This is a genomic window from Streptomyces sp. NBC_00582, from assembly GCF_036345155.1.
In the GTDB taxonomy this organism is placed as follows: Bacteria; Actinomycetota; Actinomycetes; order Streptomycetales; family Streptomycetaceae; genus Streptomyces.
The window spans coordinates 3980983-4005395 of sequence record NZ_CP107772.1; the positions used below are offsets into that span (position 1 = coordinate 3980983).

A 24413-nucleotide genomic window follows, 5' to 3' on the forward strand; every position below is an offset into this window, starting at 1 on the left:
CCACGAGTGACCGCTCTGGGAACGGATTTGCTTCATTCACTACCTCAACATGCTGAGATTCCACCCCCCGGTGACTGGTTATGGATCAGCAGATGTGCATAAGCGATCGAATGTGCGTCGGACATACGAACGACGCCTGGCCGGAGGGTTCCGGGCCAGGCGTCGTGCGCAGGGTGGCGTGGTTCAGTCGTTGGCGACCACGGGGTAACGGGGTTCGTTCTCGGCCATCTGCCGCAGGGCGTCCTTGCGTTCGCGCTTGGACAGCCGGTCGATGTAGAGGTACCCGTACAGGTGATCGGTCTCGTGCTGCAAACACCGGGCGAAGTACCCCGTGCCGCGCACCTTGATCGGGTTGCCCTTCTCGTCCTGCCCGGTCACCTCGGCGTAGTCGGGCCGCGCGAGCGGCGCGTACGCGGTCGGCACCGACAGACAGCCCTCGTTGCTGTCGTCCAACCGGCGCCGGTCGGCGGGCAGTTCGACCAGCCGGGGGTTGCAGACCACGCCGACGTGCCGGACGCCCTCGTCGTCGGGGCAGTCGTAGACGAAGACCTTCAGGTCGACACCGATCTGGTTGGCGGCCAGGCCCACGCCCTCGGCCGTGCGCTGCGAGGCGAACATGTCGTCGACCAGCTTCCGCAGCTCGTCGTCGAACACGGTGACGTCCTTGCACTCCTTGTGCAGCACCGGGTTCCCGACGACCGTGATCGGCCGCGAGGTCCCGCGCCCGCGGTACGCCGCCTCCCGCTCCTCCGCCTCCTCGGTGTCGATGACGAAGCCCTCGTCGTCCACGGGGAGCACGCCCGCGTGCTGCTGATCGGTGTCCTGCTGCGCCATGACCGACGATGCCTTCCTCAAAACCAGGGGTGATGTTGCGGATACAGGGTACGTGGACACGCACCTGAAGGGGCGCGGGGCGGTTTCGATATGCGGCTCCGCCGCGGGGCGCCACCAGCCACCACAGGCCCGCAGCCGAACAACGGTCTCAGCACACCTCTTCCAGATCCCGCCAATCCCTGGAATCCGGGCTGTCGGCAACCCACCCGTCCAACAACCCCCGCACCAACGAGGCCGGCGCCGCCACCCCGCACTCCCGCTCCGGCACCCACAACTGCCCGTCCGTCCGATGCCCCAGCGGCCCCGGATGCCCCGGCTCACTGTGGTCATGGGGATCGAGATGCTCCCCGTCCCCCTCGTCCGACGGCATCCGCGACTCCGAGCACATACGGCACAGCAGCCGCACCGACGACGACCAGTCCTCCGCCGCGAACCCGGCGTCCGCGGCGAGCTGCTCCAGCGCGTCCCGGTCGGCCTCGGTCGCCGCCTCCAGCAGCACCACCCAGGTCGGCACGGGTGACGGCGCCCACAGCTCGATCTCGTCGAAGACCGGGTAGGAGTGCCCGGCGGCCGTGGTCCGCTCGCCGTGCGGGACCCCGTCGTGCAGCACGACCTCGCCCCAGCGCCGCCCGGACGACGGCAGCGGGATCGACAGCACCTCCATCCGGGCGGGGTCGAGTCGCCGCCCCCACACCACCTCGGCCTCGCCCTCCGGCGACAGCCGGACGGCAGCGCTGCCGAGCTCCATGCCGACGGGCTCACCGGAGCCGATGCCGCTGCCCGGCACGTGCAGCCCGTAGGCCTGCCAGGCACGGCGGGCCAGCGGCCAGTCCTGCAGGGCGGTGGCGGCGATGCCGACGTTCCACCAGTCGGGGGCGCCGGTCTCCCGGTCGAGCAGGGCGACCGCGCGCAGACCGGCGGTGCGGGCCTGCTCCCAGTCGTGCCGGAACTTGTGCAGCAGGGCGAGGTTGAACCAGGACTCCGACAGCCAGGGCTCCAGATCGGCGGCACGTGTCAGCAGCGCGCCCGCGTCCTCGTACCGCCCGTCACCGATCAGCGTGAACGCGCGGTCCGTGGCCTGCCGCCAGGAGGCGGAGGGCCGGTGCCGTCCCTTGCCGAAGATCCTCACGATTCCCGCCTGCCAGTTCCGTTCTGTGGGCTGGCCAGTGCCCCCGGACACTCTCTCCCTCGCATCCAACCACGTGCGGCTGGGAGGGCGCTCATTACCCATGGGTTACCCACCCTTGGGCAGGGTCAGACAGTCCCGGGCGAGCACCCTGGCCAGCGCCTCGACGACCTCCGGCGCGTACTCCCCGCCGGTGCCGAGGCGCAGCTCCTCCAGGGCGGTGAGGGGGCCGCCGGGGCCGGTTCCCTGCACTTTCTCCTCGTACGCGTTCACCACCCGGACGATGCGGGCGGCGGGCGGCTGCTCGGGATAGGGGTCGGCCTGCCGCTCGACGACCGTCGCGACCTGGGCGCTCGCCCCGGTCTGCCGGACGACGGCCCCGCCGAGCAGGGCGATCCGGCGCTGTTCGGCCGCCGGGAGCCCGGAGGTGGCGCCGGACGGGACCGGGTCGACGAGGCTGAGCTGGCCGATGTCGTGCATGAGGGCCGCGTACTCCAGGACGGTCAGCTCCGCCTCCGGCAACCCCAGGTCTCGGCCCACGGCCTGGCTGAGGGCGGCGACCCGCCGGGCGTGCCCGGCCGGGGTGTAGCCGGCGATCTCGGTGGCGCGGGCGAGGCAGGCGATGGTCTGCCGGTTGGTGGCGCGGACCGCCGCGTACCGGCGCAGGGAGAGCTGGGTGAGCAGCAGCGGCACCGAGAACACCGGCAGCGCCCACAGGCCGACGACGGCGACCGCGAGCGCCATCACCGCGCCGGTCGCGCACACCGCCGAGCCGATCCCGGGCACCGCCCGCAGTTCGTCGCGCAGCAGCGGGGGGAACGGCCAGCCGGTGCGGGAGTGCGCGAGCGCGGCGGCGATCAGGGCGTCGCACAGCATGGTCAGCACGAGCAGCGCGAGCAGGACGAGGGCGTAGAGGGGGCCGCGCCAGCGGTCGAACGCGCCGTTGTTGTAGAGGGGCTGGAAGCAGACGGCGGCGAAGCCGGCGGCCAGGACCCGGCGCACGAGATGGTCGAGGACGGGTCCGTGGCCGCGGGCGAGATGGGGCACGCTGCCGAGCAGGGAGGCGGTGGCGACCACCGTCACCACCTGGGCGACTCCGTGGTGGCCGGGGTGTCCGGCGTGCTCGCCGAGCAGGGCGTACGACAGTCCGCCGGCGGCCCCGAGCGGCGCGGCCTCGCGCAGCCCGGGCCCGCTCATCAGCTCCCCCACGGCGACGAGCGTCCCGAACGCCAGCGCCACGGCCCCCTCCTCGACACCGGTGCGCAGGGTGACGAACAGCGAGCCGACGACGAGCAGGGCGGCCGCGGTGTGCAGCGGCCGGCGGGGGGTCATCGGGGTGCTCCCCGGCGGGCGGTGCGCGCGGGGCGTCGTCGGCTCACCGGGGCACTCCCGGACGCTCCGGGGCCGTGGTCGGCGCGGGCACGGCGGGGTGGGGCTCGTCGGCGGTCACCACGGGGTGCCAGCCGTCCCGGTCGATGACCCGCACCAGCGCCGTCACCATCCGGGGGTCGAACTGCGTCCCGGCGCACCGCTCCAGCTCCGCCAGGGCGACCGGGACCGGCCGGGCCCGGCTGTAGCTTCGGGTGGAGGTCATCGCGTCGAAGGCGTCGGCGACGGCCACCACCCGTGCGGGTTCCGGGATCTGACTCCCCACCAGTCCGTAGGGGTAGCCGGTGCCGTCGATCCGCTCGTGGTGGTGGAGGATCGCCGAGCGGGCCTCGCCGAGGAAGGAGATGCCCCGGGTGATCTCGTGTCCGTACTCCGGGTGCAGTTCGATCACCCGCCGCTCCTCGGGGGTCAGCGGACCGTCCTTGCGCAGCAGCCGGGTGGGTACGCCGAGTTTGCCGACGTCGTGCAGGATCCCGGCGAACCGGATGACCTCCACCCGGCGCTCGTCCATGCCCAGCTCGCGCGCGATCATCATCGAGGCCTGTCCGACGCGTTCGCTGTGGCCGCGTGTGTAGCCGTCCTTGATGTCGACGGCCTGCACCAGCGCGCGGATCGTCGCCCGGTGCGCGGCGCGCTCGCGGTGGTACTGGGCGAACACCCACCAGGACACGGCCATCGGGAACAGCACGAGCAGGGCGGCGACGGGCCCGTAGGGGCTGCGCCAGAGCACGGCCATCATCAGCCCGGCGAGCCCGTGCACGGCGAGGGGCGCGAGGGAGCGCAGGAACAGTCCGCGGCAGGCCTTGAGCGCCGGCAGCCCCTCGGCGAGCGCGAGCATCCCGCCGTCGAGGACGGCGAGCACCGCGCAGTGGGCGAGGACGGCCGCGCCCGCCGGCAGCAGCGCGTACGGCACGTCGGAGCCGGCCACGGCCTCCCGTCCGCCGAGCGCCCCGTGGACCTGGGCCGCGACCGTCACGGCGAGGGCCGACTGGGCCGCCCGCCAGACCCGGCGCAGCACAACGGGGCCCTGCTCGACGTACGAGCACAGGGCCCCGGGTAGCGGTACGAGCGCGGCGGCGGGCGGTGACAGCAGGAACGCCCCGGCGAGCAGGACGGGGGAGAAGGTCCCGGCGAACCTCCGCCGGGCGATCTGCTCGCCCACCGCGTAGAGCGCGGCGAGCAGTCCCACGGCCCACCAGGGCGTGCCCGGGGCGGTGGTGGTGAGGGGGGTGAGACAGAGCAGGGCGACGAGGGCGGCACCGGCGACGTAACCGCGCGCCCGCGCCGGTACTCCCTCCATGACGCCCTCCCCAGCCATGCCCGTCCGGGCTCCGTCAGCGGTCCGGGCTTCGGAGCCTAGGGTGACGTCGGGTGGCTCTGCGGGCGTATCACCCGCGGATTAGCACATTCGGGTGAATACGGGCCGTGTCAGGATTCCTGCGGGGTGGCCGGGGCGGCCGCCGTCACATCGTGCTGGGGCACCGCCTGCCCGGAACGGATCAGATCGAGCCGTCCCAGGACCTTGGCGCGCAGGTCGGTCGGTACGTCGTCATGGCCGCAGCACCGCTTGACCAGCTTCTTCACGGCCTCTTCGAGACCGTACTTCTCGAGGCACGGCGAGCACTCCGTGAAGTGCTGCTTGAACTTGTCGCGATCGACGTCCGGCATCTCGCTGTCGAGGAACTCGTAGAGATGATCGAGTACCTCACTGCAGTCCGTCTCGTGCGGCTCTCCGCAGCTCATGAGCCCGAGCCTTTCGCTTCGTTCGAGTCCCCGGCGCCGGCCGGGACCAGCCCGCGCTCACGGGCGTAGTCCTCGAGCATGCCGCGCAGTTGACGGCGGCCCCGGTGCAGCCGGGACATCACCGTACCGATGGGTGTCCCCATGATGTCCGCGATCTCCTTGTACGCAAAGCCCTCGACGTCCGCGAGGTACACGGCGATGCGGAACTCCTCGGGAATGGCCTGAAGCGCTTCCTTCACGTCCGAGTCGGGCAGGTGGTCCAGCGCCTGCGACTCGGCGGAACGCAGACCGGTCGACATGTGCGACTCGGCGCGGGCGAGCTGCCAGTCCTCGATCTCCTCGGCCGCGCTGCGCTGGGGTTCGCGCTGCTTCTTGCGGTACGAGTTGATGAAGGTGTTGGTGAGGATCCGGTACAGCCACGCCTTGAGGTTGGTGCCCTCACGGAACTGGTGGAAGGACGCGTACGCCTTGGCGTACGTCTCCTGCACCAGGTCCTCGGCGTCCGCCGGGTTGCGCGTCATGCGCAGCGCCGCCGAGTACATCTGGTCGAGGTAGTCGAGCGCGTCCCGCTCGAAGCGCGCGCTGCGCTCCGCGGACGACTCGTCGCCCGCGCCTACGCCCTGGCCCTCGGGCAGCTCCGCCTGGCCGTTGTCGGTCCCTGCGTCGGTACCGGTGACCGGACCCACCTCCTCAAGATTTTTCGCAGGACCGAAACCGGTCCCACTCGAATCGGAGGATAGACGACGACCCGTGCCTGCCGCCCCTCCAAAAGGAGTGGCCTTGGCCGCGTGCAGCACCGTCCAGTCCAGGTCAGTACGGCTGCTGCGGCTCGGGCAGATGGTCGAACCCATGCGGCGGACTTCCTCTCCCACGACATCGGTGCTGCGTGTTCAGCACTTCTGCCGGGGTCAACAGCGGTCCGCCCCGTGACATTCCCGAGGCTTTACCCGAGTGACCCGGTCCACTTCACCACCGCGTCCGTGACGATTCCCACGGCTTCCTCCTGACCGATCTCCGCCCGCTTCGGCACGGCGAAGCCGTGATCGCCGTACGGCACCTCGACGATCTCGTACGCCCCCTCGGGGAACTCCTCGGGCCGTCCGAAGGTGTCGTTGCCGCCCTGTACGACGAGTGTCGGCACCCCCGCGCCGAGCAGTTCGTCGGCGCGGGACCGCTCCGGCCTGCCCGGCGGGTGCAGCGGGAAGCCGAGCGCGAGGACGGCGTGGGCGCCGAGCTCGACCGCCGTACGGCAGGCCACGCGCGCGCCGGCGCTGCGTCCGCCGGAGATCACGGGGAGGCCGGGTGCCGCGACGGCGGGCCAGATCCCGCGCCAGCCCACGTCGAGGGTCTTCGGGGCGGGCGCGACCTTCTTGCCGGCGACCCGCCAGGGCTGCTCGACGAGCGCGACGGTGACGCCGTGGTCCGGCAGCACCCGGGCCAGCGCCCTCAGGTCCCGGGCCTCGATGCCGCCTCCGGCGCCATGGCTCGCCGCGAGGACCAGCCGAGGCCTGTCGGCCTTGTGCCAGGTGATGCGGGCGTCGCCCGCCTCCGTGGAGACGATCCGGGTACTCACGTCTGACTGGGTGCTCACGTCAGAAGAGTGTGCCCTCTTCGGGCCCCTCCAGCTCCTTCAGCAGCTCCGGGCTGTTGTTGCGGACGTTGCTGACGGCCGTGGACACCGGGTAGGCGCGCATCAGCCCGGCCGGCGGGGGCTCCAGCAGGGAGCGCAGGTCCTCGGCGTCGGTACGGGCCGGGTCGAGCCAGGCGTCCCAGCGGTCCGGGGTGAGCATCAGGGGCATCCGGGGGTGGATCTCGGCGAGCGCGTGGGGGCCCTCGGCGGGGGCCACGGCGAGCGGGGTCGTCTCGGCCTCCGTGGTGATCACCGAGCAGGTCACCCACCAGGCCCGCGGATGGTCGTCGGGCAGGGTCCGGTCCCGCCAGAACTCGTACAGCCCGGCCATCGCGAACACCGACCCGTCCGCCGGGAGCACGAAGTACGGCTGCTTGCGCGGCCGCTTCTTCTTCCCCTCGACCTCCAGGTCGCGCTCCTCCTTGGCGGTGACCCACTCGTAGTAGCCGTCGGCGGGCAGGATGCACCGGCGGGAGGTGAAGGCGCGACGGTACGACGGCTTCTCGTGGACGGTCTCGGCGCGCGCGTTGATCATCCGGGCGCCGCCCTCGGGCGACTTGGCCCAGGACGGCACGAGTCCCCACTTCAGCTTGCGGAGCTGCCGAACCGGGCGGCGGTCGTCGGCGTCTTTCACCGGACGGTCGAGGACGGCGTAGACCTCCTTGGTCGGCGCCACGTTGTAGTCGGGTTCGAGGGTCTCCTCGGGCTCCCACCGCTCGATTTCAAAGACTCCTGCGAGATCCTCGGGCCTGCGACTCGCTGCATACCGTCCGCACATACGTGCCACACTGCCAGACTCGACACGACCATAGGGAGCCACCGCCGAACATGGAGAGCATCGCCGCCCTAGCGCTGCCCGACCTGTGGGACCGTCTCGTCGGCACCCAGCCCGACCCCGATCTGTGGGTGGTGATCGCGACGGCGGTCGCGGCCCTCGCGGTCGTCGTCCCGCACAGTCTGTGGCGGATATCGCGCAACGCGATCACGATCGCCCACGAGGGCGGCCACGGCCTGGTCGCCCTGTTGACGGGCCGCCAGCTGACCGGGATACGGCTGCACTCCGACACCAGCGGTCTGACGGTGAGCCGCGGCAAGCCCCACGGCCTCGGCATGATCCTCACGGCGGCGGCCGGCTACACCGCTCCCCCGCTCCTCGGTCTCGGCGGCGCGGCCCTCCTCGGCGCCGGCCGCATCACCCTCCTGCTGTGGGTGGCGACGGCCCTGCTGGTCGCGATGCTGGTGATGATCCGCAACGCCTACGGCGCCCTGACGGTCGTCCTGACCGGCGGCACCTTCCTCCTGGTCTCCTGGCTGGCGGGCCCCCAGGTCCAGGCCGCCTTCGCCTACGCGGTGGTGTGGTTCCTGCTGCTGGGGGGCGTGCGCCCGGCGTTCGAGCTCCAGGTGAAGCGCCGGCGGGGCGGCGCGGGCGACTCGGACGCGGACCAGCTCTCCCGCTTGACGCATGTCCCGGCGGGGCTCTGGCTGTTCCTGTTCCACGTCGTGTCGCTGTGCTCGCTGATGGGCGGGGGCAGGTGGCTCCTCGAGATGTGAAGCCAATCTGTTCTCAAGGGGCGCGGGGCTCTGCCGATATGCGGCTCCGCAGCGGGGCGCGACCAGCCACGACGGCGCCGCACCCGCCCACCGGCACTAAAGTGACCCCATGCCCACAACCCCCGCCCTCTGGCCCGCCCCCACCGCGAGCGAGGCCGTCGACGCGACGGTCCACGTGCCGGGGTCCAAGTCGGTCACGAACCGCGCCCTCGTCCTCGCCGCCCTCGCCTCGGAGCCCGGCTGGCTGCGCCGCCCCCTCCGCTCCCGCGACACGCTGCTGATGGCCGAGGCCCTGCGCACGATGGGCATCGAGATCGAAGAGGGCGTGGGCCCCGACGGCACCGGCGAGGCCTGGCGCGTGCTCCCCGCGGGCCTGCACGGCCCGGCCACGGTGGACGTCGGCAACGCGGGCACGGTCATGCGTTTCCTCCCTCCGGTCGCCGCCCTCGCCGACGGCCCCGTCCGCTTCGACGGCGATCCCCGCTCGTACGAGCGCCCCCTGCACGGCGTCATCGACGCGCTGCGCGTCCTCGGGGCCCGGATCGACGACGACGGCCGGGGCGCGCTGCCCCTGACGGTGCACGGCTCGGGCGCGCTGGACGGCGGCCCGGTGGAGATCGACGCGTCCTCGTCCTCGCAGTTCGTGTCGGCGCTGCTGCTGTCCGCGCCCCGCTTCAACCAGGGCGTCGAGGTCCGCCACATCGGCTCGACGCTCCCCTCCCTCCCGCACATCCGGATGACGGTGGACATGCTGCGCGCGGTGGGCGCCCAGGTGGACACCCCGGAGTCGGGCGGCGAGCCGAACGTCTGGCGGGTCACGCCGGGCGCGCTGCTGGGCCGGGACCTGACGATCGAGCCGGACCTGTCGAACGCGCAGCCGTTCCTTGCGGCGGCGCTGGTGACGGGGGGCCGGGTGCTGATCCCTGACTGGCCGGCCCGGACCACCCAACCGGGTGACCGGCTGCGGGAGATCTTCACCGAGATGGGCGGCTCCTGCGAGCTCACCGACTACGGACTGGTCCTCACCGGCTCGGGCGCGATCCACGGCGTCGACGTCGACCTGGGGGACGTCGGCGAGCTGACCCCGGGCGTCGCGGCGGTCGCCGCCCTCGCGGACTCCCCGTCCACCCTGCGGGGCGTGGCCCATCTGCGGCTGCACGAGACGGACCGGCTGGCCGCGCTCACCAAGGAGATCAACGAGCTCGGCGGCGATGTCACGGAGACGGCCGACGGGCTGCACATCCGCCCGCGCCCGCTGCACGGCGGGACCTTCCGCACGTACGACGACCACCGCATGGCGACCGCCGGTGCGATCATCGGCCTGGCCGTGGCGGGTATCCGGATCGAGAACGTGGCGACGACGGCGAAGACCCTGCCGGACTTCCCCGATCTGTGGACCGGGATGCTCGGGGTATAGGGACGGCGGGACACAGGCATGCGCCGCTACGGCAAGCACACCGACGAGGACGACATCCGCTCGCGCCCCAACCGGAAGGGCAACCGGCCTCGTACGCACATCCGCCCCAAGCACGAGGACGCCGCCGGGGGCATGGTCCTCACCGTCGACCGGGGCCGGCTGACCTGTCTGGTCGAGGACCGGATCGTGGTCGCGATGAAGGCCCGTGAGCTGGGCCGCAAGGCGGCGGTCGTGGGCGACCGGGTCGCCCTGGTCGGCGATCTGTCCGGCACGAAGGACACCCTGGCCCGGATCGTCCGCATCGAGGAGCGCACCTCGGTGCTGCGTCGTACCGCGGACGACGACGACCCCTTCGAGCGGGTGGTGGTCGCCAACGCCGACCAGCTCGCCGTCGTCACGGCCCTCGCCGACCCCGAACCGCGCCCCCGGCTGATCGACCGCTGTCTGGTCGCGGCCTACGACGGCGGACTGACCCCGCTTCTCGTCATGACGAAGTCGGACCTGGCGTCCCCGGACAAGCTCCTGGAGCTGTACGGCAGTCTCGACATCCCGTACGTCGTCACCAGCCGCGAGGAACTGGAGAACGGCGACGCGGCCGACCGGGTGCGCGAGCTGCTGGCCGGACGGATCACAGCGTTCGTCGGCCACTCGGGCGTCGGCAAGACGACCCTGGTGAACGCGCTGGTACCGGAGGAGCGGCGGCGGGTGACCGGCCATGTCAACGCGGTGACCGGACGCGGCCGGCACACCACGACCTCGGCGCTGGCCCTGCCGCTGGCGGGCACGGACGACTGGGTGATCGACACCCCGGGCGTCCGGTCCTTCGGGCTGCACCACGTCGATCCGTCCCGGGTGATCCACGCCTTCCCCGACCTGGAACCGGGCACGGCCGGCTGCCCGCGCGCGTGCAGTCACGACGAGCCGGACTGCGCGCTCGACGAGTGGGTGGCGGAGGGCCACGCGGATCCGGCCCGGCTGTACTCGCTGCGCCGGCTGCTGTCGACACGGGAGCGGACGGAAGGCGACTGACCTCCGCGTTGTTTGTGGGGCGGTGTGGCCGGTAAGTGCATAATCGCACCGAGCCGGAACCGGGCCGGACAAACGGGAGGACCGCACATGGCGTGGCTGCTGGTCATCGTGGCCGGGTTGCTCGAGACCGGTTTCGCCGTCTGCCTGAAGCTGTCCCACGGTTTCACCCGGCTGTGGCCCACCATCGCCTTCTGCGCGTTCGCCCTCGGCAGCTTCGGTCTGCTGACGCTCTCCCTGAAGAAGCTGGACGTGGGCCCGGCGTACGCGGTGTGGACCGGCATCGGCGCGGCGGGCACCGCGATCTACGGCATGGTCTTCCTCGGGGACCTGGTGTCCACCCTGAAGATCGTCTCGATCAGCCTGGTGATCGCCGGGGTGATCGGGCTGCAGCTGTCGGGCTCCGCCCACTGACCGGTCTACGGCCGCTGCAGCACCCCCCGCACCAGCTCCGCCACCCCGCCCTCCCCCGCCGGCGGGGCCGCCACGCAGGACAGGGCGAGCCGGACGGCGAGTTCGCAGGCGCGGGCCAGCTCGGTGGCGTCCGCGCGGGTCGCGCCGGGACCGCCGAGCACGGCGACCGCCCGGTCCCGCACGGCGGTGATGAGATCGCCGGGCGAGGGCAGCGGCCCGTCCGCCCGCCGCTGCGCCGGCACGGCGGAGGAGGACGGCACCGCCGAGAGCGTGGGCGCGGGCAGGCGTTCGCTCCAGCAGCCGGTGAGCAGGGCCCGTACGAGCGCGTTGTCCCGGGCGGCGGAGAAGGTCCACTCGGCGGCGGCGACCAGCCGCTCGCGGGCGTCGCCGTGGACGGCCAGCGCCCGCTCGATCCCGGCGAGGTACGCGTCGGCCTCCCGCCGCACCAGCGCTCTGGCCAGCCCCTCCTTGCTGCCGAACTCGTTGTAGAGCGTCTGCCGGGACACCGCGGCGGTCACCGCGACGTCCACCATCCGCACCGCGGACCACGGCCGCAGGGCGAGCGCCGCGTAGGCGGCGTCCAGCAGGGATTCCCGCGCTGCAGGCATCATCGCCTCCCGGGGCGAGCGGATGCTGCCAGAGTTGACGCGCACGGGGGCACTGTCAAGGGTCCGCGGGGGCGGCCGACGGCTCCCGGCCGGTTCCCGCAGATCGGTTCCCGCAGGCGCAGGGCTGTCCCCTGTGGCCTCGCCCGACCCGGCCGGATACCGTTCGTCCCATGCCGGACTACCTCGACGATCTCCGTCTCGCGCACGTCCTCGCGGACGCCGCCGACGCCGCCACCATGGACCGTTTCAAGGCCCTCGACCTCAAGGTCGAGACCAAACCGGACATGACCCCGGTGAGCGAGGCCGACAAGGCCGCCGAGGAACTGATCCGCGGCCAGCTCCAGCGCGCCCGGCCCCGGGACGCGATCCTCGGCGAGGAGTACGGCCTGGAGGGCACGGGCCCGCGCCGCTGGGTGATCGACCCGATCGACGGCACCAAGAACTACGTCCGCGGCGTGCCCGTGTGGGCGACCCTGATCTCGCTGATGGAGGCGGGCGAGGGCGGCTACCAGCCGGTCGTCGGCGTCGTCTCCGCCCCGGCGCTGGGCCGCCGCTGGTGGGCGGCGAAGGGGCACGGCGCCTACAGCGGCCGCAGCCTGGCCTCCGCGACCCGGCTGCACGTCTCCAAGGTCGCGAAGCTGTCCGACGCCTCCTTCGCGTACTCCTCGCTCACCGGCTGGGAGGAGCGCGGCCGGCTGAACGGCTTCCTCGACCTGACCCGCGAGGTGTGGCGCACGCGCGCGTACGGCGACTTCTGGCCGTACATGATGGTCGCCGAGGGGTCGGTGGACCTGTGTGCCGAGCCGGAGCTGTCCCTGTGGGACATGGCGGCCAACGCGATCGTGGTGACGGAGGCGGGCGGCACCTTCACCGGCCTCGACGGCCGCCCCGGCCCGCACAGCGGCAACGGCGCCGCGTCCAACGGCCTCCTCCACGAGGAGCTGCTGGGGTATCTCGGCGAACACGCCTGACCGACACATGTGAGCGCGCGCGCCCTCACTTGGTCGCGCGCGCCCTCTTGTTGACCCCCGCTTTACCTGAGACTCTGAAGGTCCCCCCACTTGTGAACTTGTGAATCAGTGCACGTGCGGGTACCCGTCCGCAGGGGGCACGGATTCCCGTAGGAGGTGGCTCCATCCATGCTCGTCCCCATGCTCGTCCGAGACGCCATGAGCACGCTGGTCCTCACCATCGGCCCCGACCACACCCTCCGCCAGGCCGCCGCCCTGATGTCCGCCCGCCGCGTCGGCGCCGCCCTCGTCCTCGACCCGGACGCCGGGGGCATGGGCATCCTCACCGAACGGGACATCCTCAACTCCGTGGGCCTGGGCCAGGACCCGGACGCCGAACGCACCCACGCCCACACCACCAACAACGTGGTCTTCGCCGCTCCGACCTGGACCCTGGAGGAGGCGGCCCGGGCCATGGCCCACGGCGGCTTCCGCCATCTGATCGTCCTCGACGACGGCGAACCGGCCGGCATCGTCTCGGTCCGCGACATCATCCGCTGCTGGGCGCCGGCCCGGCAGACCGTGCCCGCCTGAGCAGGGCGCCAGGCGCAGCATGGACAGCCCCGATCCTATAATGGACACTGTCTAAGTCAGGGATGCCTCCAAAGTCACACCCGATCGGGAACTGTTCCCCCTGCTGTTAGGCTGGTGCCCATGAGTGACCTTCTGGAACGGCTGCGTGGACGCGGATGGCGGATGACCGCGCAGCGACGCGTCGTGGCCGAGGTCCTCGACGGCGAACACGTCCATCTGACGGCCGACGAGGTGCACGCCAGGGCGGTCGCCAAGCTGCCCGAGATCTCCCGGGCGACCGTCTACAACACGCTCGGTGAGCTGGTCTCCCTCGGCGAGGTGCTCGAGGTCGCGACCGACCGGCGCGCCAAGCGGTACGACCCCAACGCCCACCGCCCGCACCAGCACCTGGTCTGCGCCCGGTGCGGCGCCATCCGTGACGTCCACCCGACCGGCAACCCGCTGGCCGACCTCCCCGACTCCGAGCGCTTCGGCTTCGCCGTCTCGGACGTCGAGGTGACCTACCGCGGCGTCTGCCCGAGCTGCGCGGCGGCCTAGCCGACCGTTCGCCCCGTCGAGCCCCGGCACCCCCATGGGTCCGGGGCTTCGCGCTGCCCGTGAACACGTACCTGGAGTCGACGCCTTCCCTCCACATGGACTGGGCACAGGGAGTGACCTCGGGCACACCTCTGCCGGAGTCGCGCACGGGGGACCGACGGCTGTACGAGGAGGCCGTCGGACACGACTGAGGGCCGGAATCCCTTGGAATTCCGGCCCTCGGCCTTCAGTAGCGGGGACAGGATTTGAACCTGCGACCTCTGGGTTATGAGCCCAGCGAGCTACCGAGCTGCTCCACCCCGCGTCGGTGAATGCAACGTTACGTGAAGGGTGAGGCCGGAGGCAAATCGCTTTTCTTGAGGTGGTTCTCTTTCCTGTCGAGACGGGCGGTGGGTGGGCGCAGGCCGGAGGTCCAGGGGGCCGAGCCCCCTGGCCTCGTCAGGCCGACAGCTCCTGCCGCAACGCGTCCCGCAACCGCGCAGCCCGCTGCGCGACCTCCCCCGGCCCCAGCGACACCGCCCGGTCGGCCCACCGCTGCCCCTCCGCGAGCTCCCCCCGACGCGCGTAGACCAGGGCGAGCCGCAACGCCGCCCGACCGTGCCCGTCGTCGGCGGCCCGCGTCCACCACACCACCGCCTCCGGCTCGCTCCCCTCGCGCGCGAGCAGCAGCCCCAGGTTGAAGGCCCCGTTGCGCGACCCGGCCTCGGCGGCCTCCCGGTACCACCGCGCCGCCTCGCACACGTCCCCGCGGGCCGCAGCCAGCATCCCCACCCGCACCTGGGCGCGCCTGTGCCCCTGCTGGGCGGCCCGCTCGTACCACTCCTCGCACTCGGTCTTCTCGTGCGCGATCTCGCCGAGCTCGTGCGCCGGCTGCGGCGGCCGACGCGCGTCCAGCGCGGCCGCCAGCCGGTAGGCCGCCTCCGCGCTGCCGCCGCCCGCGGCGCACCGCAGATGCCGTTCGGCCTCCTGCTCGTCGCCCTCGCGCAGCCGGGCGATGCCGACCTGGAGCGCCGCCTCGGTGTGCCCGGCGGCGGCCGCCCGCTCGTACCACCGCAGCGCCACGACGTCCTCGCCCCGCCCCGCGAAGAGGATCCCGAGGTTGAACGCGGCGTCGACGCTGCCCGCCTCCGCCGCCTTGGAGAACCAGGGCTCCGCGCCGGCCGTGTCCCCGACCTGGAGCAGCAGGACGGCCAGGGCGTTGGCGGCCTCCCGGTGACCGGCGTAGGCCGCGCGCCGGTACCACTGTTCGGCCTGCGCGGTGCGGCCCTGCTCGGCGCAGAGCAGCCCGAGGTTGTAGGCGCCGTTGTCGTCGCCGGCGTCCATGGCGGCCCGGTACCAGCGCTCGGCGGTCTGGGTCTGGCCCCGCTCGGCGTGCAGCGCGCCCAGCGCGTTGGCGGCGTTGCCGTCGCCGTCCTGGGCGGCGCGCAGCCACCAGATCGCGGCGTTCTCGGTGTCGCCGGCGTCCCGCAGCAGGAACCCGAGCGCGCAGGCGGCCCTCGCCTCGCCGTCCTTGGCGGACGTGAGGTACCAGCGGCCGGCCTCCTTCAGCTCGCCCTTGCGCTCCAGGATGGCCCCGAGGTGCAGGGCGGCCCTGCGGTGACCGCGCGCGGCGGCCTGCCGGTACCACTGCTCGGCCTCCGCCGGTACGGAGCCGACGTCGTCGCCGTCGCCGTCGGAGTCCTGCGGATCCCTGCGGTCCAGTGCCCGCGCCAGCCGGTACGCGGCCTCCCGGTGCCCGCGCTCGGCGGCGGCCCGCATCCACCGCTCGGCTCCGCCGTCCCCGCGGTGTTCCAGCAGGTCGGCGAGGGCGTACGCGCCGAGGGCGTGCCCCTGCTCGGCGGACTGGCGCAGCCAGTACTCCGCGGCGGGTTCGTCGCCGCACTCGCGGCAGTGGCGCCCGAGCGCGTGCGCGGCCGCGGCGGAGCCGGCGACGGCGGCGACCCGCCACCAGCCGGCGGCCTCGTCGGCGTACCCGCGCTGGTGCAGCAGGACGCCCAGGTTGTTGGCGGCGGCACGGTCGCCGGCCGCGGTGGCGGCGCGCAGATGGGGTTCCGCGCCGTCCAGGTCGCCGCGGCGCAGCAGCATGGCGCCGAGGACACTGGTCGCCTCGGCGTCGCCGGCTGCCGCGGCGAGCCGTAGCCGCATCTCCGCGACGGCCTCCCCCGTTTCGACCGTCACCCCCGTCTCGGCCGCTTCTTCTGTCTCTACCGTCTCGTCCGTCTCTACCGTCTCGACGGCGTCCGCCGTCTTGTCCCGGCTCTCGTCCGGGGTCGCTTCCTCACCGGAAGGCTGCACAAACCGCCCTGTCTCGAACAGAGTTGCCTTGTCCCCCATAACGTCCATCGTCGCACCACCTGCAACCCGGGTACATCTGTGTATACCGCAGCCCGTGAGGTCACTTCAGCGTTTTGTCGACATGCCCACAGAGAGACAAGTCAAACACAGTTCACCCAAGTCCCCACGACGGCGCGGCGATACCCGGGGGCGGCACATGCGTTCGCACATGACGAAGGCCCGGATCCGTGTACCGGATCCGGGCCTTCGTCTTCAGTAGCGGGGACAGGATTTGAACCTGCGACCTCTGGGTTATGAGCCCAGCGAGCTACCGAGCTGCTCCACCCCGCGTCGTGTTCCACAACCGTATCACGACGCGGGGCGGGGCCTGATCAGCCGCTGGGACTGCTGCTCGGACTGGGGCTGCCGCTCGCCTTGCCGCCGCCGGCGCCGCTGCTGGGCGTCGCGCTCGGACTCGGGCTGCTGCTCGCCTTGTTGCCGCTCTTGGCCGCCTCGTCCTGCGCGTCCTCGGCCCGCTTCAGAGCGGCCTCGAGGTCCTTCTGCGCCTTGCCGTACGCCTCCCAGTCACCCTTCTTCAGGGCTTCCTGGCCGGCGGTGAACGCCTTCTGCGCGTCGTCCAGCGCCTCCTGGACCGTCGGGTTGGAGGACGACGGCGGTGTGGTGGTCTCGTCGCCGTCGTCCTTCGGCGGGGTCGTGCTCTCCGCGCCGAAGACCTTGTTGAGGGCCTCGTCGAGGGTGTCCTCGAAGGCGGTGTTGCCGCCGTAGGTCACCAACACCTTCTTCAGCAGCGGGTACTTGAGCCCGCCACCGCGCACATAGACCGGCTCGACGTAGAGCAGTCCTCCGTCGAGGGGCACCGTCAGCAGGTTGCCGTACTCGATGTCGGAGTCACCGCCCTTGAGGAGTCTGATCGACTCGGCGATGTCCTGTTCGGAGTTGAACTGGCTCTGCACCTGTTTCGGTCCGTCGACGGTGGTGCTCGTCGGCAGTTTCAGGATTCTGATCTTGCCGTAGCCGGCCGTCCCCGCCTCGGAGTCCACCGCCATGAACGCACTGAGGTTGTCGCGTCCGTTGGGCGTGAAGGTCGTCGTGAGCGAGAACGCCTGCGCCTGCTGGTCCGGCATCTTCATGCTCAGGTAGTACGGCGGCACCGCGTCACCCGACTTGTTGGACGGGTCGTCCGGCACCTGCCAGACCTCGCTGCCGCTGAGGAACGTGGTGGCGTCCTTCACGTGGTAGCGGGTGAGCAGCTCGCGCTGGACCTTGAACAGGTCCTGCGGATACCGCAGATGGGCCATCAGCGACGTGGAGATGTCGGACTTGGGCTCCACCGTGCCGGGGAACGCCTTCATCCAGGTCTTCAGGACCGGGTCCTCGGTGTCCCACTGGTAGAGCTTGACCTCGCCCGTGTACGCGTCGACGGTCGCCTTCACCGAGTTGCGGATGTAGTTGACCTGGTTCTGCTGGGCCACGACCGCGCGGTTGTCGTTGGTCGCGGTCAGCGAGTCGGCGGTGGTGTCGCCGAGGGTCGTACGGGAGGCGTACGGGTAGCCGTTCGTCGTGGTGTACGCGTCGACGATCCACTGGATCTTCCCGTCGACGACGGCCGGGTAGGCGTCGCCGTCGATGGTCAGCCACGGGGCGACCGCCTCGACGCGCTCCTTGGGCGTGCGGTTGTACAGGATCCGCGAGCCCTCGCCGATCGCACCGGAGTACAGGATCTGCGGCTCGCCGAACGCCACCGCGTAGGCGGCCCGGTTGACCGGGTTGGAGAGGTTGACCCCGCTCTTGCCCTTGTAGCTGGTGGTCTTCTCGCCGTTGTCGTCGGAGTAGTCGATCTCCGCCTGGGGACCGCCGACGATCGAGTACGTCGTCGTCTTCTCGCCGTAGTAGATCCGCTGCTGGTACGTGCCCAGTTCACCCTCGGAGGGCAGGTTGGACTCGGTGAAGACCGGGCGGCCCTCGGAGTCGGCGGTGGTGCCCTTCCCGGCCACCACACCGTAGCCGTGGGTGTAGCGGAAGTGGTTGTTGATCCAGTTCTGCTTGTCCACGCCCGCGAGGTTCAGCTCACGCAGACCGATGACGGTGTCCTGGTCGGCGCCGCCCACGTTGTAGCGGTCCACGTCCAGGTTGGTCGGGAAGGCGTAGTACTTCCGCATCTGCTGGAGCTGCTGGTACGTCGGCGAGACGATGTTCGGGTCCAGGACCCGGATGCTCGCCGTGGCGTCCACGTCGTCGCGCAGCTGTGTCTTGTCCTTGGTGGTGCTGGTCCCCGAGTACTCGGTGACCTGCGCGCCGTCGATGCCGTACGCCTCACGGGTCGCCTTGAGGTTCTTCTCGACGTACGGGGCTTCCTTGGCCTGTTCGTTCGGCTGGACCTGGAACTTCTGGACGATCGCCGGGTACAGCCCGCCGATGAGGATCGCCGAGAGCACCATCAGACCGAAGCCGATCACCGGCAGCTGCCAGGTGCGCCGCCACAGGGTGGCGAAGAACAGCAGCGCGCAGATCACCGCGATGCAGAACAGGATCGTCTTGGCCGGCAGGTAGGCGTTGGCGTCGACGTACCGCAGACCCGTCCAGTTGTCCGTGGCCTTGAAGTCGCTGGACTTCACGGCGAGGCCGTACCGGTCGAGCCAGTAGGCGACCGCCTTCAGGGCGACGAACACACCGAGCAGCACCGACAGGTGTCCGGTGGCGGCGGCCGTGGCGCGCGCGCCGGGGCTGGTGACGCGCAGCCCGCCGTACAGATAGTGGGTGAGCGCGGCGGCGATCAGGGAGAGGATCGTGGCGGCGAAGCCGAAGCCGAGCAGGAACCGGTACCAGGGCAGGTCGAAGGCGAAGAACGACACGTCGAGGTGGAACTGCGGGTCCTTCTGTCCGAAGGAGACGCCGTTGACCCACATCAGCCAGGTCCGCCACTGGCCGGCCGCCGAGGCGCCGGCGATGAGGCCGACCAGGGCGGTGACGGCGAGCAGCAGCCACCTCTTGTAGGGCGCGATGCCCATGCGGTAGCGGTCGAGGCTCTGCTGCTCCACCGACATCGCGCTCAGCGGGGGCCGCAGCCGGTGGGCGAGCCAGATGTTGAAACCGACCGCGAGCGCCATCAGCAGACCGAAGACGGAGAACAGGCCGATCTTGGTCCAGAGGGTGGTGGTGAACACGGACGAGTAGTTCACCGACCGGTACCAGAGCCAGTCCGTCCAGAATCCCGCGAACATGGTGAACGCCATGCCGAAGACGGCAAGGACGCCCAGCGTCATGAGCAGGGTCCGGACACGCCGGGACGGGCGGCCCACTCTCATCCGCGGCCCTGTCGGGCCTCCGCCGCGGTCCGGCATCTGGAAAGCCAAGGTGCGCACCTCGAAGTTCGCTGTCGATCCCTCAGGCCCGCGTGTTCGCCGGCCCCCAGTGGCCCCCCGTGATCGTGGGCCCACACCTATGCAACTTACTCACCGTTTACTCGGTTCCCGATTCCGCCCGAGAACGAGAGAGGATTGTGACCATGTCCAACACTCCCATGGCAGCGAACCCGCTCACCCGGGCCGTACTCGAGATCGACGAGTACGCCTCCGGCCTCGGCTGGGACCAGCCCGCCCGCCTCTTCGCCCTCGTAGACACCGCACGCCTGCGGGCACAGGAACCCTCGCTCGCCGCCCAGCTCGGCCTTCAGGACGAGCCCGAGACCACGGGTCTCACCCCGATCGAGCAGGACGAAGTGCCAACGGACAAGCCGCTCGACGAGTTCCTGGCCACGATCGCCTGGCCCGACGCGGTGGTCGGCTGCGCCCTGACCGTGGAGCGGCTGATGCTGCCGCCGTCCGCCGAGGCCCAGGTCCCGCAGGGGCTGAGCGAGGCGAAGCTGCAGAAGTGGGTGGCCGGGCACCCCGAGCGCCAGGAGGTCCGGATGACGGTCGCGGTCCTGCGCGACGGCACCCGTGAGTCGGCGCTGCGCCTGCGCGAGAAGGACGCGCCGACGGAGGTCCTCACCGGCGGAAACCTGGTCCCCGGCCTGGCGGAGGCCCTGTCGGCGACCTTCGAGGACTAGGTGTATTGACCCGCAGGGTTGTTGACTCGGGTGATGGGTGGCTGGCCTCCGAGTGCGGTGTGGCAGCGATGGTAGTTGTAGGTGTGGAGGAAGTCGGCCAGGGCTGCGGTGCGTTCGTCGTTGCTGGTGAAAGGCCGCAGGTAGGCCCACTCGTCGAGCAGGGTGCGGTTGAAGCGTTCGACCTTGCCGTTGGTCTGCGGGCGGTAGGCGCGAGTCAGCTTGCCGGTCGCGCCGATCTCGATGAGCACCTGCTTCCAGGCCAGGCCCTTGCGGTAGGCCCAGGCGTTGTCGGTGAGCACGCGTTCGATGCGGGTGATGCCGTGGGCGTGGAAGAAGGCGGCCGCGCGGGTGAGGAAGCCGGCGCAGGTGGCGACTTTCTCGTCGCGGTGGATCTCGCTGTAGGCGAGGCGGCTGTGGTCGTCGATGGCTGAGTGGACGTAGTCGAAGCCCACGCTGCTGCGGCGGGCGCGGCCGGCCTGGCGGCCCAGGACCTTGTGGCCGCCGCCGTCGGGGATGCGGCCGAGTTTCTTGACGTCGACGTGGATGAGTTCGCCGGGTCGGTCGCGTTCGTAGCGGCGGATGACCTGGCCGGTGGGCCGGTCGAGGAAGGCAAGCCGGTTCAGGCCGTGGCGGACCAGGATGCGGTGCACGGTCGAGGCGGGCAGTCCCAGGACGGGGCCGAGGCGGGCGGGGCCGAGTTTGCGGTCCTGGCGCAGCCGGCACACCCGGGCCTCCACGGCTGCCGCCGTGCGGTGGGGTGTCGTCAGTGGACGGCTGGGGCGGTCGTGCAGCCCCTGTTCGCCCTCCGCTTGCCAGCGGCGCATCCACTTGTGGGCCGTGACACGTGAGATGCCCATCTCGGCCGCGACATGCGCGACGGGGCGGCCCGAACGGACACGCTCGACGAGCAGCCGCCTGCCGTGAACGGTCAGCCGGGCATTACGGTGGGACACGAAGACCTCCGTGCGGTGTGTTCTTAGACAGCTCCACCACATCGGAGGTCTTCGCCATGTTCAAGACCCGCCAGTGTCAACAACGCTCGTGATCAATACAACTAGGGCCTGTCGTTCGGAGCAGGCCGCGGGGAAGGAACGGGCCTGCTCGGCGCCGGTGAGGCGTGATCCGAATGACAGGCCCTGGCCACCTGCGTCACTTGGTGCACTTCGGCAGGTCGGCGGTGTCGCCGCTGCGGATGTCCTTGAGGGCGGTGAGGGCGTCGTCGATGGTGTCGACCTTGACGAGCCTGAGCCCCGAGGGGGTGTCCTTGGCGGCGGCCGAGCAGTTGTCGGCCGGGGTGAGGAAGTACTGGGCGCCCTGGCTGCGCGCGCCCACGGTCTTCATCTCGATGCCGCCGATCGGCCCGACCTTGCCCTCGTCGTCGATGGTCCCGGTGCCGGCGACGAACTTGCCGCCGGTGAGGCTGCCGGGCGTCAGCTTGTCGTAGATCCCGAGGGCGAACATCAGGCCGGCGCTGGGACCGCCGACGTCGGCGAGCTTGATGTCGATCGAGAACGGGAACGTGTGGTCGGTCCCGGCCGAGATCCCGACGATCGCCCGCTTCTCACCGCTGTCGTCGGAGGTCGCGGTCTTGATCGTGACGTCCTGTGTCTTCGTCGCGGTCTTGTTCGCCTTCTCGGCCGCGGCCTGCTCCTTCGCCGGGACGATGGTGAAGACGACCTTCTGGCCGGGCTTGTGCTGAGTGACCAGCTTCGCGACGTCCCCCGGCTCCTTCACCGCGGTCCCGTCCACGGCCTTGATCACGTCCCCGGCGTGCAGGTTGCCCTCGGCCGGGGAGTCCTTGACCACCGTGGAGACGATCACCCAGGACTGCACCGGGATGTCCAGCTCCTCCAGGGCGGCGACCTTGGCGCTCTCCTGGGACTGGCTGAACTCCTCGGCGTTCTCCTGGGTGGACTCCTCCTCGGTCTTGCCGTCCGGGTAGAGCGTGTCGTGCGGCACGACCTTGTTGTCGTGCGCCAGCCAGCCGTAGACCGCCTCGACGAGGTTCATCCGGTAGTCGGCGCTGGTCACCCGCACGGTGGTCATGTTCAGGTGGCCGCTGGTCGCGTACGTCTTCCTGCCCGCGATCTGCAGGACCGGCTCGCCGTCGTGCTCACCGAGCGTGTTCACCGTCGGCCCCGGGGACATCTCCGAGTACGGCACGGGGATGAGCACCCCGGCGCACAGGAGCGCGATCAGCATCAGGGTGGAGGCGAGCATCGTCGCGGTGCGGCGTGGCATGCCTCGACAGTACGGGACGCCTCTGTCGGCGCACCGTCAGGGCCACCACCCGGGTCAGCCGCCCGAGGAGGAGCGCGGCAGGGCGGCGGACTTCTCCATGGCGGCACGGAACCGGGCGTACCCGTCGAGCTCGGGCCCGTCACCGCGCGCCTTGCGGGTGCGGTTGGCCCAGCTTCCCCACAGTCCGGCACCGACAGCAGCCACAAGCGGAATCAGCAACCAGGCGAGCACCGCCATGCCGACCTCCCAACCCCATTACCGCAACTGACTGATCAGCAGATTAACCATCCGCACTGACAACGCTCACGGCAGGGGTGGGGTTACGCAACCGGAGGCGGGGCGGGCGCTCAGCAGGCGCCGACCCACTCCTCGGTGCCGTCGGAGAACTTCTGGTGCTTCCAGATCGGCACCTCGTGCTTGAGATCGTCGATCAGCTTCCGGCAGGCCTCGAAGGCCTCGCCCCGATGCGGACACGACACGGCGACGACCACCGCGAGATCACCCACGGCGAGGTCCCCGACCCGGTGCACGGCCGCGAGCGCCCGCACCGGGAACTCGGCGACGACCTTCTCCGCGACGCGCCGGATCTCGGCCTCGGCGGTGGGATGGCAGGAGTACGCGAGCGTGTCGACGTCGGCGCCCCCGTCGTGATCGCGCACGGTCCCCACGAAGAGCGCGGTCCCCCCGGCGGCGTCGTCCCCGACGGCCCGGAAGACCTCGTCGAGGGAGAGGGCCGTGTCCCTGATGCCGATCAGCTTGACGGGGTCCTCGGCCGCGCGCTCACCGGGATGGTCGTTGGTGGTTGCCATACGTCCATCGTGCCGCACGCGCGCGCGGCCGGAACAGCCAGGACGGCGCCGAAACCGACCTCAGCGCCCCCTGCGTGCCTTGCGCGCCCTGCGCACCACCGCCGCCGCGCCCAACAGCGCGACCGTCGCCCCCGCGGCCCCCGCCGCCGTCGCGTCCTTGCGCCCGAGCCGCCGACCGGCGACCGTGTGCCGCCCGGCCACCTCCTCCAGCAGCTCCGCGAGCACCTCCTCGTTGGTCCACTGCGCCCGCCACCCGGCGTCGTGCAGCCGCGACCCGCTCACCACCCACGGGTACATCGTGTACGCGAGATCGCCCGCCGGGGACGGGGTCAGTCCGATCCGGTGCAGACGGGCCGCCGCGCCCAGCGCCACCGCCGACGGCAGTTCCATGCGCCGGATCCCGCTGAGCTCCTCGACCTCCTCCTGCTCCAGCCACCCGTCGCAGCCGACGGCGAGCTCCCCGTCGACCTTCTCGAGAACGGCGTACTCCAGAGCGCCGCACAGATCCTCGACGTGGCAGAACTGCCAGGCCGGCCGGGACCCGGCCACGACCAGCAGGCGGGGCGACTCGAAGTAGCGGGTCAGCGCCGTGTCCGTCCCCCCGACGAGCACGGCGGGGCGGACCACGGTGACGTTCAGGCCGGGGTGCGCGCGGGGCGCCCGCCGGGCCAGGCGTTCGATTTCCAGCAGGTCGCCGACGCCCGTCGCCTCCGCCGTCGCCCGCAGCTCCGCGTCCTCCGACAGGGGCAGCTCGTTGTCGGGCAGCGCCCCGTAGACCATCGAGGAGGTGCACAGCACGACACGCCGTACACCGGCCGCCGCGGAGGCGGTCAGCACGGTCTGAGTGCCCCGCACGTTGTAGGCCGTCCGGGCGGCGGCGTCACTCCCCAGGTCGAGATCGAGCGCGAGGTGGACCACGACGTCCGCGCCGCGCAGCTTGTCGGCGATCGCCGGGTCACGGACGTCGAGGATGTGCCACTGTGCCGCGTCGCACTCGCCCCGTCGCTCGTCGATGGCGACGACCTGCTTGATCTCGTCCGACGCGGCGAGCCGCTCGGTGAGCAGCGCGCCGATCCCGGTGGCTGCGCCGGTCACGGCGACGACGGGCCCACGCGAACCACCCGGGGAGGGGTTTCGCGCTGCGCGAACCTGCGGATCTGGGGAACTCACCAGGTGTCTCCAGCGGTTGTCTTGGCATACG

24 protein-coding genes and 2 tRNA genes are annotated in these 24413 nt (G+C 71.4%); 8 read left to right on the forward strand and 18 right to left on the reverse strand.

Features of this window, described 5'->3' with window-relative positions:
- Positions 1–183: 183 nt before the first annotated feature.
- The 8 genes from def to OG852_RS17405 form a co-directional block, all read right to left on the reverse strand.
- Positions 184–834 carry a peptide deformylase gene (gene def, locus OG852_RS17370; RefSeq protein WP_133912497.1) on the reverse strand — a complete coding sequence of 217 codons (651 nt, stop codon included), beginning with the start codon at positions 832–834 and terminating at the stop codon, positions 184–186.
- Between the two features lie 148 nt (positions 835–982).
- Positions 983–1963 (reverse strand): tetratricopeptide repeat protein, encoded by a 981-nt coding sequence (locus OG852_RS17375; RefSeq protein ID WP_133912498.1) that lies wholly within the window; start codon positions 1961–1963, stop codon positions 983–985.
- Between the two features lie 105 nt (positions 1964–2068).
- Positions 2069–3292, reverse strand: coding sequence for an HD-GYP domain-containing protein (locus tag OG852_RS17380; RefSeq protein ID WP_133912499.1), 1224 nt, complete (start codon positions 3290–3292; stop codon positions 2069–2071).
- 43 nt (positions 3293–3335) lie between these two features.
- Entirely contained in the window at positions 3336–4649 is a 1314-nt protein-coding gene (locus OG852_RS17385) for an HD-GYP domain-containing protein (RefSeq protein ID WP_330348392.1), read from the reverse strand.
- 128 nt (positions 4650–4777) lie between these two features.
- Entirely contained in the window at positions 4778–5092 is a 315-nt protein-coding gene (gene rsrA, locus OG852_RS17390) for a mycothiol system anti-sigma-R factor (RefSeq protein WP_133912501.1), read from the reverse strand.
- Complete coding sequence (gene sigR, locus OG852_RS17395) at positions 5089–5778, reverse strand: RNA polymerase sigma factor SigR (RefSeq protein ID WP_208117149.1); 690 nt, start codon at positions 5776–5778, stop codon at positions 5089–5091. The genes rsrA and sigR overlap by 4 nt, the downstream gene beginning before the upstream one ends.
- Positions 5779–6035: 257 nt before the next feature.
- A complete protein-coding gene (locus tag OG852_RS17400; protein ID WP_330351455.1) occupies positions 6036–6665 on the reverse strand; it encodes an alpha/beta hydrolase family protein in 630 nt (209 codons plus the stop codon).
- 19 nt (positions 6666–6684) lie between these two features.
- Complete coding sequence (locus OG852_RS17405) at positions 6685–7500, reverse strand: SOS response-associated peptidase (protein ID WP_133912503.1); 816 nt, start codon at positions 7498–7500, stop codon at positions 6685–6687.
- A gap of 50 nt (positions 7501–7550) precedes the next feature.
- On the opposite strand from OG852_RS17405, the gene OG852_RS17410 reads away from it, so the two are divergent.
- The 4 genes from OG852_RS17410 (at position 7551) to OG852_RS17425 (ending at position 11130) form a co-directional block, all read left to right on the forward strand.
- Positions 7551–8273, forward strand: coding sequence for a M50 family metallopeptidase (locus OG852_RS17410; RefSeq protein WP_133912504.1), 723 nt, complete (start codon positions 7551–7553; stop codon positions 8271–8273).
- 109 nt (positions 8274–8382) lie between these two features.
- Positions 8383–9690: a 3-phosphoshikimate 1-carboxyvinyltransferase gene (gene aroA, locus OG852_RS17415; RefSeq protein ID WP_330348393.1), complete on the forward strand. Its 1308-nt coding sequence runs from the start codon at positions 8383–8385 to the stop codon at positions 9688–9690.
- An 18-nt stretch (positions 9691–9708) separates the two neighbouring features.
- Entirely contained in the window at positions 9709–10719 is a 1011-nt protein-coding gene (gene rsgA / locus OG852_RS17420; protein WP_133912506.1) for a ribosome small subunit-dependent GTPase A, read from the forward strand.
- Between the two features lie 87 nt (positions 10720–10806).
- Complete coding sequence (locus tag OG852_RS17425; protein ID WP_055631559.1) at positions 10807–11130, forward strand: DMT family transporter; 324 nt, start codon at positions 10807–10809, stop codon at positions 11128–11130.
- Positions 11131–11135: 5 nt separating this feature from the next.
- On the opposite strand, the gene OG852_RS17430 is transcribed toward OG852_RS17425, so the two are convergent.
- A complete protein-coding gene (locus OG852_RS17430; RefSeq protein WP_133912873.1) occupies positions 11136–11738 on the reverse strand; it encodes a TetR/AcrR family transcriptional regulator in 603 nt (200 codons plus the stop codon).
- Between the two features lie 170 nt (positions 11739–11908).
- Here OG852_RS17430 and hisN point away from each other — a divergent pair, with 170 nt between their 5' ends.
- The 3 genes from hisN to OG852_RS17445 all read left to right on the forward strand — a co-directional run bounded on the left by hisN (position 11909) and on the right by OG852_RS17445 (position 13819).
- The gene (hisN, locus tag OG852_RS17435) at positions 11909–12709 is read left to right on the forward strand and encodes a histidinol-phosphatase (RefSeq protein ID WP_330348394.1); all 801 of its coding nucleotides are present in this window, start codon (positions 11909–11911) and stop codon (positions 12707–12709) included.
- A gap of 180 nt (positions 12710–12889) precedes the next feature.
- A complete protein-coding gene (locus tag OG852_RS17440) occupies positions 12890–13282 on the forward strand; it encodes a CBS domain-containing protein (RefSeq protein ID WP_330348395.1) in 393 nt (130 codons plus the stop codon).
- A gap of 120 nt (positions 13283–13402) precedes the next feature.
- Complete coding sequence (locus OG852_RS17445; protein WP_133912509.1) at positions 13403–13819, forward strand: Fur family transcriptional regulator; 417 nt, start codon at positions 13403–13405, stop codon at positions 13817–13819.
- Positions 13820–14049: 230 nt separating this feature from the next.
- Here the strand turns inward: OG852_RS17445 and OG852_RS17450 are convergent.
- From OG852_RS17450 to OG852_RS17465, 4 genes are all read right to left on the reverse strand, one after another.
- Positions 14050–14123: transfer RNA gene (locus OG852_RS17450), tRNA-Met, on the reverse strand.
- A 134-nt stretch (positions 14124–14257) separates the two neighbouring features.
- Positions 14258–16162, reverse strand: a complete 1905-nt coding sequence (locus tag OG852_RS17455) for a sel1 repeat family protein (RefSeq protein WP_330348396.1) — start codon at positions 16160–16162, stop codon at positions 14258–14260.
- A 208-nt stretch (positions 16163–16370) separates the two neighbouring features.
- A tRNA-Met gene (locus OG852_RS17460) sits at positions 16371–16444 on the reverse strand.
- A gap of 41 nt (positions 16445–16485) precedes the next feature.
- Positions 16486–19455: a UPF0182 family membrane protein gene (locus OG852_RS17465; protein WP_330351456.1), complete on the reverse strand. Its 2970-nt coding sequence runs from the start codon at positions 19453–19455 to the stop codon at positions 16486–16488.
- 164 nt (positions 19456–19619) lie between these two features.
- On the opposite strand from OG852_RS17465, the gene OG852_RS17470 reads away from it, so the two are divergent.
- Positions 19620–20162 carry a PPA1309 family protein gene (locus OG852_RS17470; protein WP_133912511.1) on the forward strand — a complete coding sequence of 181 codons (543 nt, stop codon included), beginning with the start codon at positions 19620–19622 and terminating at the stop codon, positions 20160–20162.
- Here the strand turns inward: OG852_RS17470 and OG852_RS17475 are convergent.
- The 5 genes from OG852_RS17475 to OG852_RS17495 form a co-directional block, all read right to left on the reverse strand.
- Complete coding sequence (locus OG852_RS17475; RefSeq protein WP_330346872.1) at positions 20159–21115, reverse strand: IS481 family transposase; 957 nt, start codon at positions 21113–21115, stop codon at positions 20159–20161. The two genes, OG852_RS17470 and OG852_RS17475, sit on opposite strands and share 4 nt — an antisense overlap.
- Before the next feature lie 196 nt (positions 21116–21311).
- Positions 21312–22403, reverse strand: coding sequence for a YlbL family protein (locus OG852_RS17480; protein WP_133912512.1), 1092 nt, complete (start codon positions 22401–22403; stop codon positions 21312–21314).
- Between the two features lie 54 nt (positions 22404–22457).
- A complete protein-coding gene (locus tag OG852_RS17485; RefSeq protein WP_133912513.1) occupies positions 22458–22640 on the reverse strand; it encodes a hypothetical protein in 183 nt (60 codons plus the stop codon).
- A gap of 110 nt (positions 22641–22750) precedes the next feature.
- On the reverse strand, positions 22751–23212 hold the full coding sequence (locus tag OG852_RS17490) for a molybdenum cofactor biosynthesis protein MoaE (RefSeq protein ID WP_133912514.1): 462 nt from the start codon (positions 23210–23212) through the stop codon (positions 22751–22753).
- A gap of 60 nt (positions 23213–23272) precedes the next feature.
- Entirely contained in the window at positions 23273–24382 is a 1110-nt protein-coding gene (locus tag OG852_RS17495; RefSeq protein WP_133912515.1) for an SDR family oxidoreductase, read from the reverse strand.
- Between the last annotated feature and the right edge of the window lie 31 nt (positions 24383–24413).

Bases quoted from the DNA above. Each gene is read 5' to 3' on its own strand.
- def (WP_133912497.1), bottom strand. From the start codon at position 834: ATGGCGCAGCAGGACACCGATCAGCAGCACGCGGGCGTGCTCCCCGTG.
- OG852_RS17380 (WP_133912499.1), bottom strand. From the start codon at position 3,292: ATGACCCCCCGCCGGCCGCTGCACACCGCGGCCGCCCTGCTCGTCGTC.
- OG852_RS17385 (WP_330348392.1), bottom strand. From the start codon at position 4,649: ATGGAGGGAGTACCGGCGCGGGCGCGCGGTTACGTCGCCGGTGCCGCC.
- rsrA (WP_133912501.1), bottom strand. From the start codon at position 5,092: ATGAGCTGCGGAGAGCCGCACGAGACGGACTGCAGTGAGGTACTCGAT.
- OG852_RS17405 (WP_133912503.1), bottom strand. From the start codon at position 7,500: ATGTGCGGACGGTATGCAGCGAGTCGCAGGCCCGAGGATCTCGCAGGA.
- OG852_RS17410 (WP_133912504.1), top strand. From the start codon at position 7,551: ATGGAGAGCATCGCCGCCCTAGCGCTGCCCGACCTGTGGGACCGTCTC.
- aroA (WP_330348393.1), top strand. From the start codon at position 8,383: ATGCCCACAACCCCCGCCCTCTGGCCCGCCCCCACCGCGAGCGAGGCC.
- rsgA (WP_133912506.1), top strand. From the start codon at position 9,709: ATGCGCCGCTACGGCAAGCACACCGACGAGGACGACATCCGCTCGCGC.
- OG852_RS17425 (WP_055631559.1), top strand. From the start codon at position 10,807: ATGGCGTGGCTGCTGGTCATCGTGGCCGGGTTGCTCGAGACCGGTTTC.
- OG852_RS17430 (WP_133912873.1), bottom strand. From the start codon at position 11,738: ATGCCTGCAGCGCGGGAATCCCTGCTGGACGCCGCCTACGCGGCGCTC.
- hisN (WP_330348394.1), top strand. From the start codon at position 11,909: ATGCCGGACTACCTCGACGATCTCCGTCTCGCGCACGTCCTCGCGGAC.
- OG852_RS17440 (WP_330348395.1), top strand. From the start codon at position 12,890: ATGCTCGTCCGAGACGCCATGAGCACGCTGGTCCTCACCATCGGCCCC.
- OG852_RS17445 (WP_133912509.1), top strand. From the start codon at position 13,403: ATGAGTGACCTTCTGGAACGGCTGCGTGGACGCGGATGGCGGATGACC.
- OG852_RS17455 (WP_330348396.1), bottom strand. From the start codon at position 16,162: ATGGACGTTATGGGGGACAAGGCAACTCTGTTCGAGACAGGGCGGTTT.
- OG852_RS17465 (WP_330351456.1), bottom strand. From the start codon at position 19,455: ATGCCGGACCGCGGCGGAGGCCCGACAGGGCCGCGGATGAGAGTGGGC.
- OG852_RS17470 (WP_133912511.1), top strand. From the start codon at position 19,620: ATGTCCAACACTCCCATGGCAGCGAACCCGCTCACCCGGGCCGTACTC.
- OG852_RS17480 (WP_133912512.1), bottom strand. From the start codon at position 22,403: ATGCCACGCCGCACCGCGACGATGCTCGCCTCCACCCTGATGCTGATC.
- OG852_RS17485 (WP_133912513.1), bottom strand. From the start codon at position 22,640: ATGGCGGTGCTCGCCTGGTTGCTGATTCCGCTTGTGGCTGCTGTCGGT.
- OG852_RS17490 (WP_133912514.1), bottom strand. From the start codon at position 23,212: ATGGCAACCACCAACGACCATCCCGGTGAGCGCGCGGCCGAGGACCCC.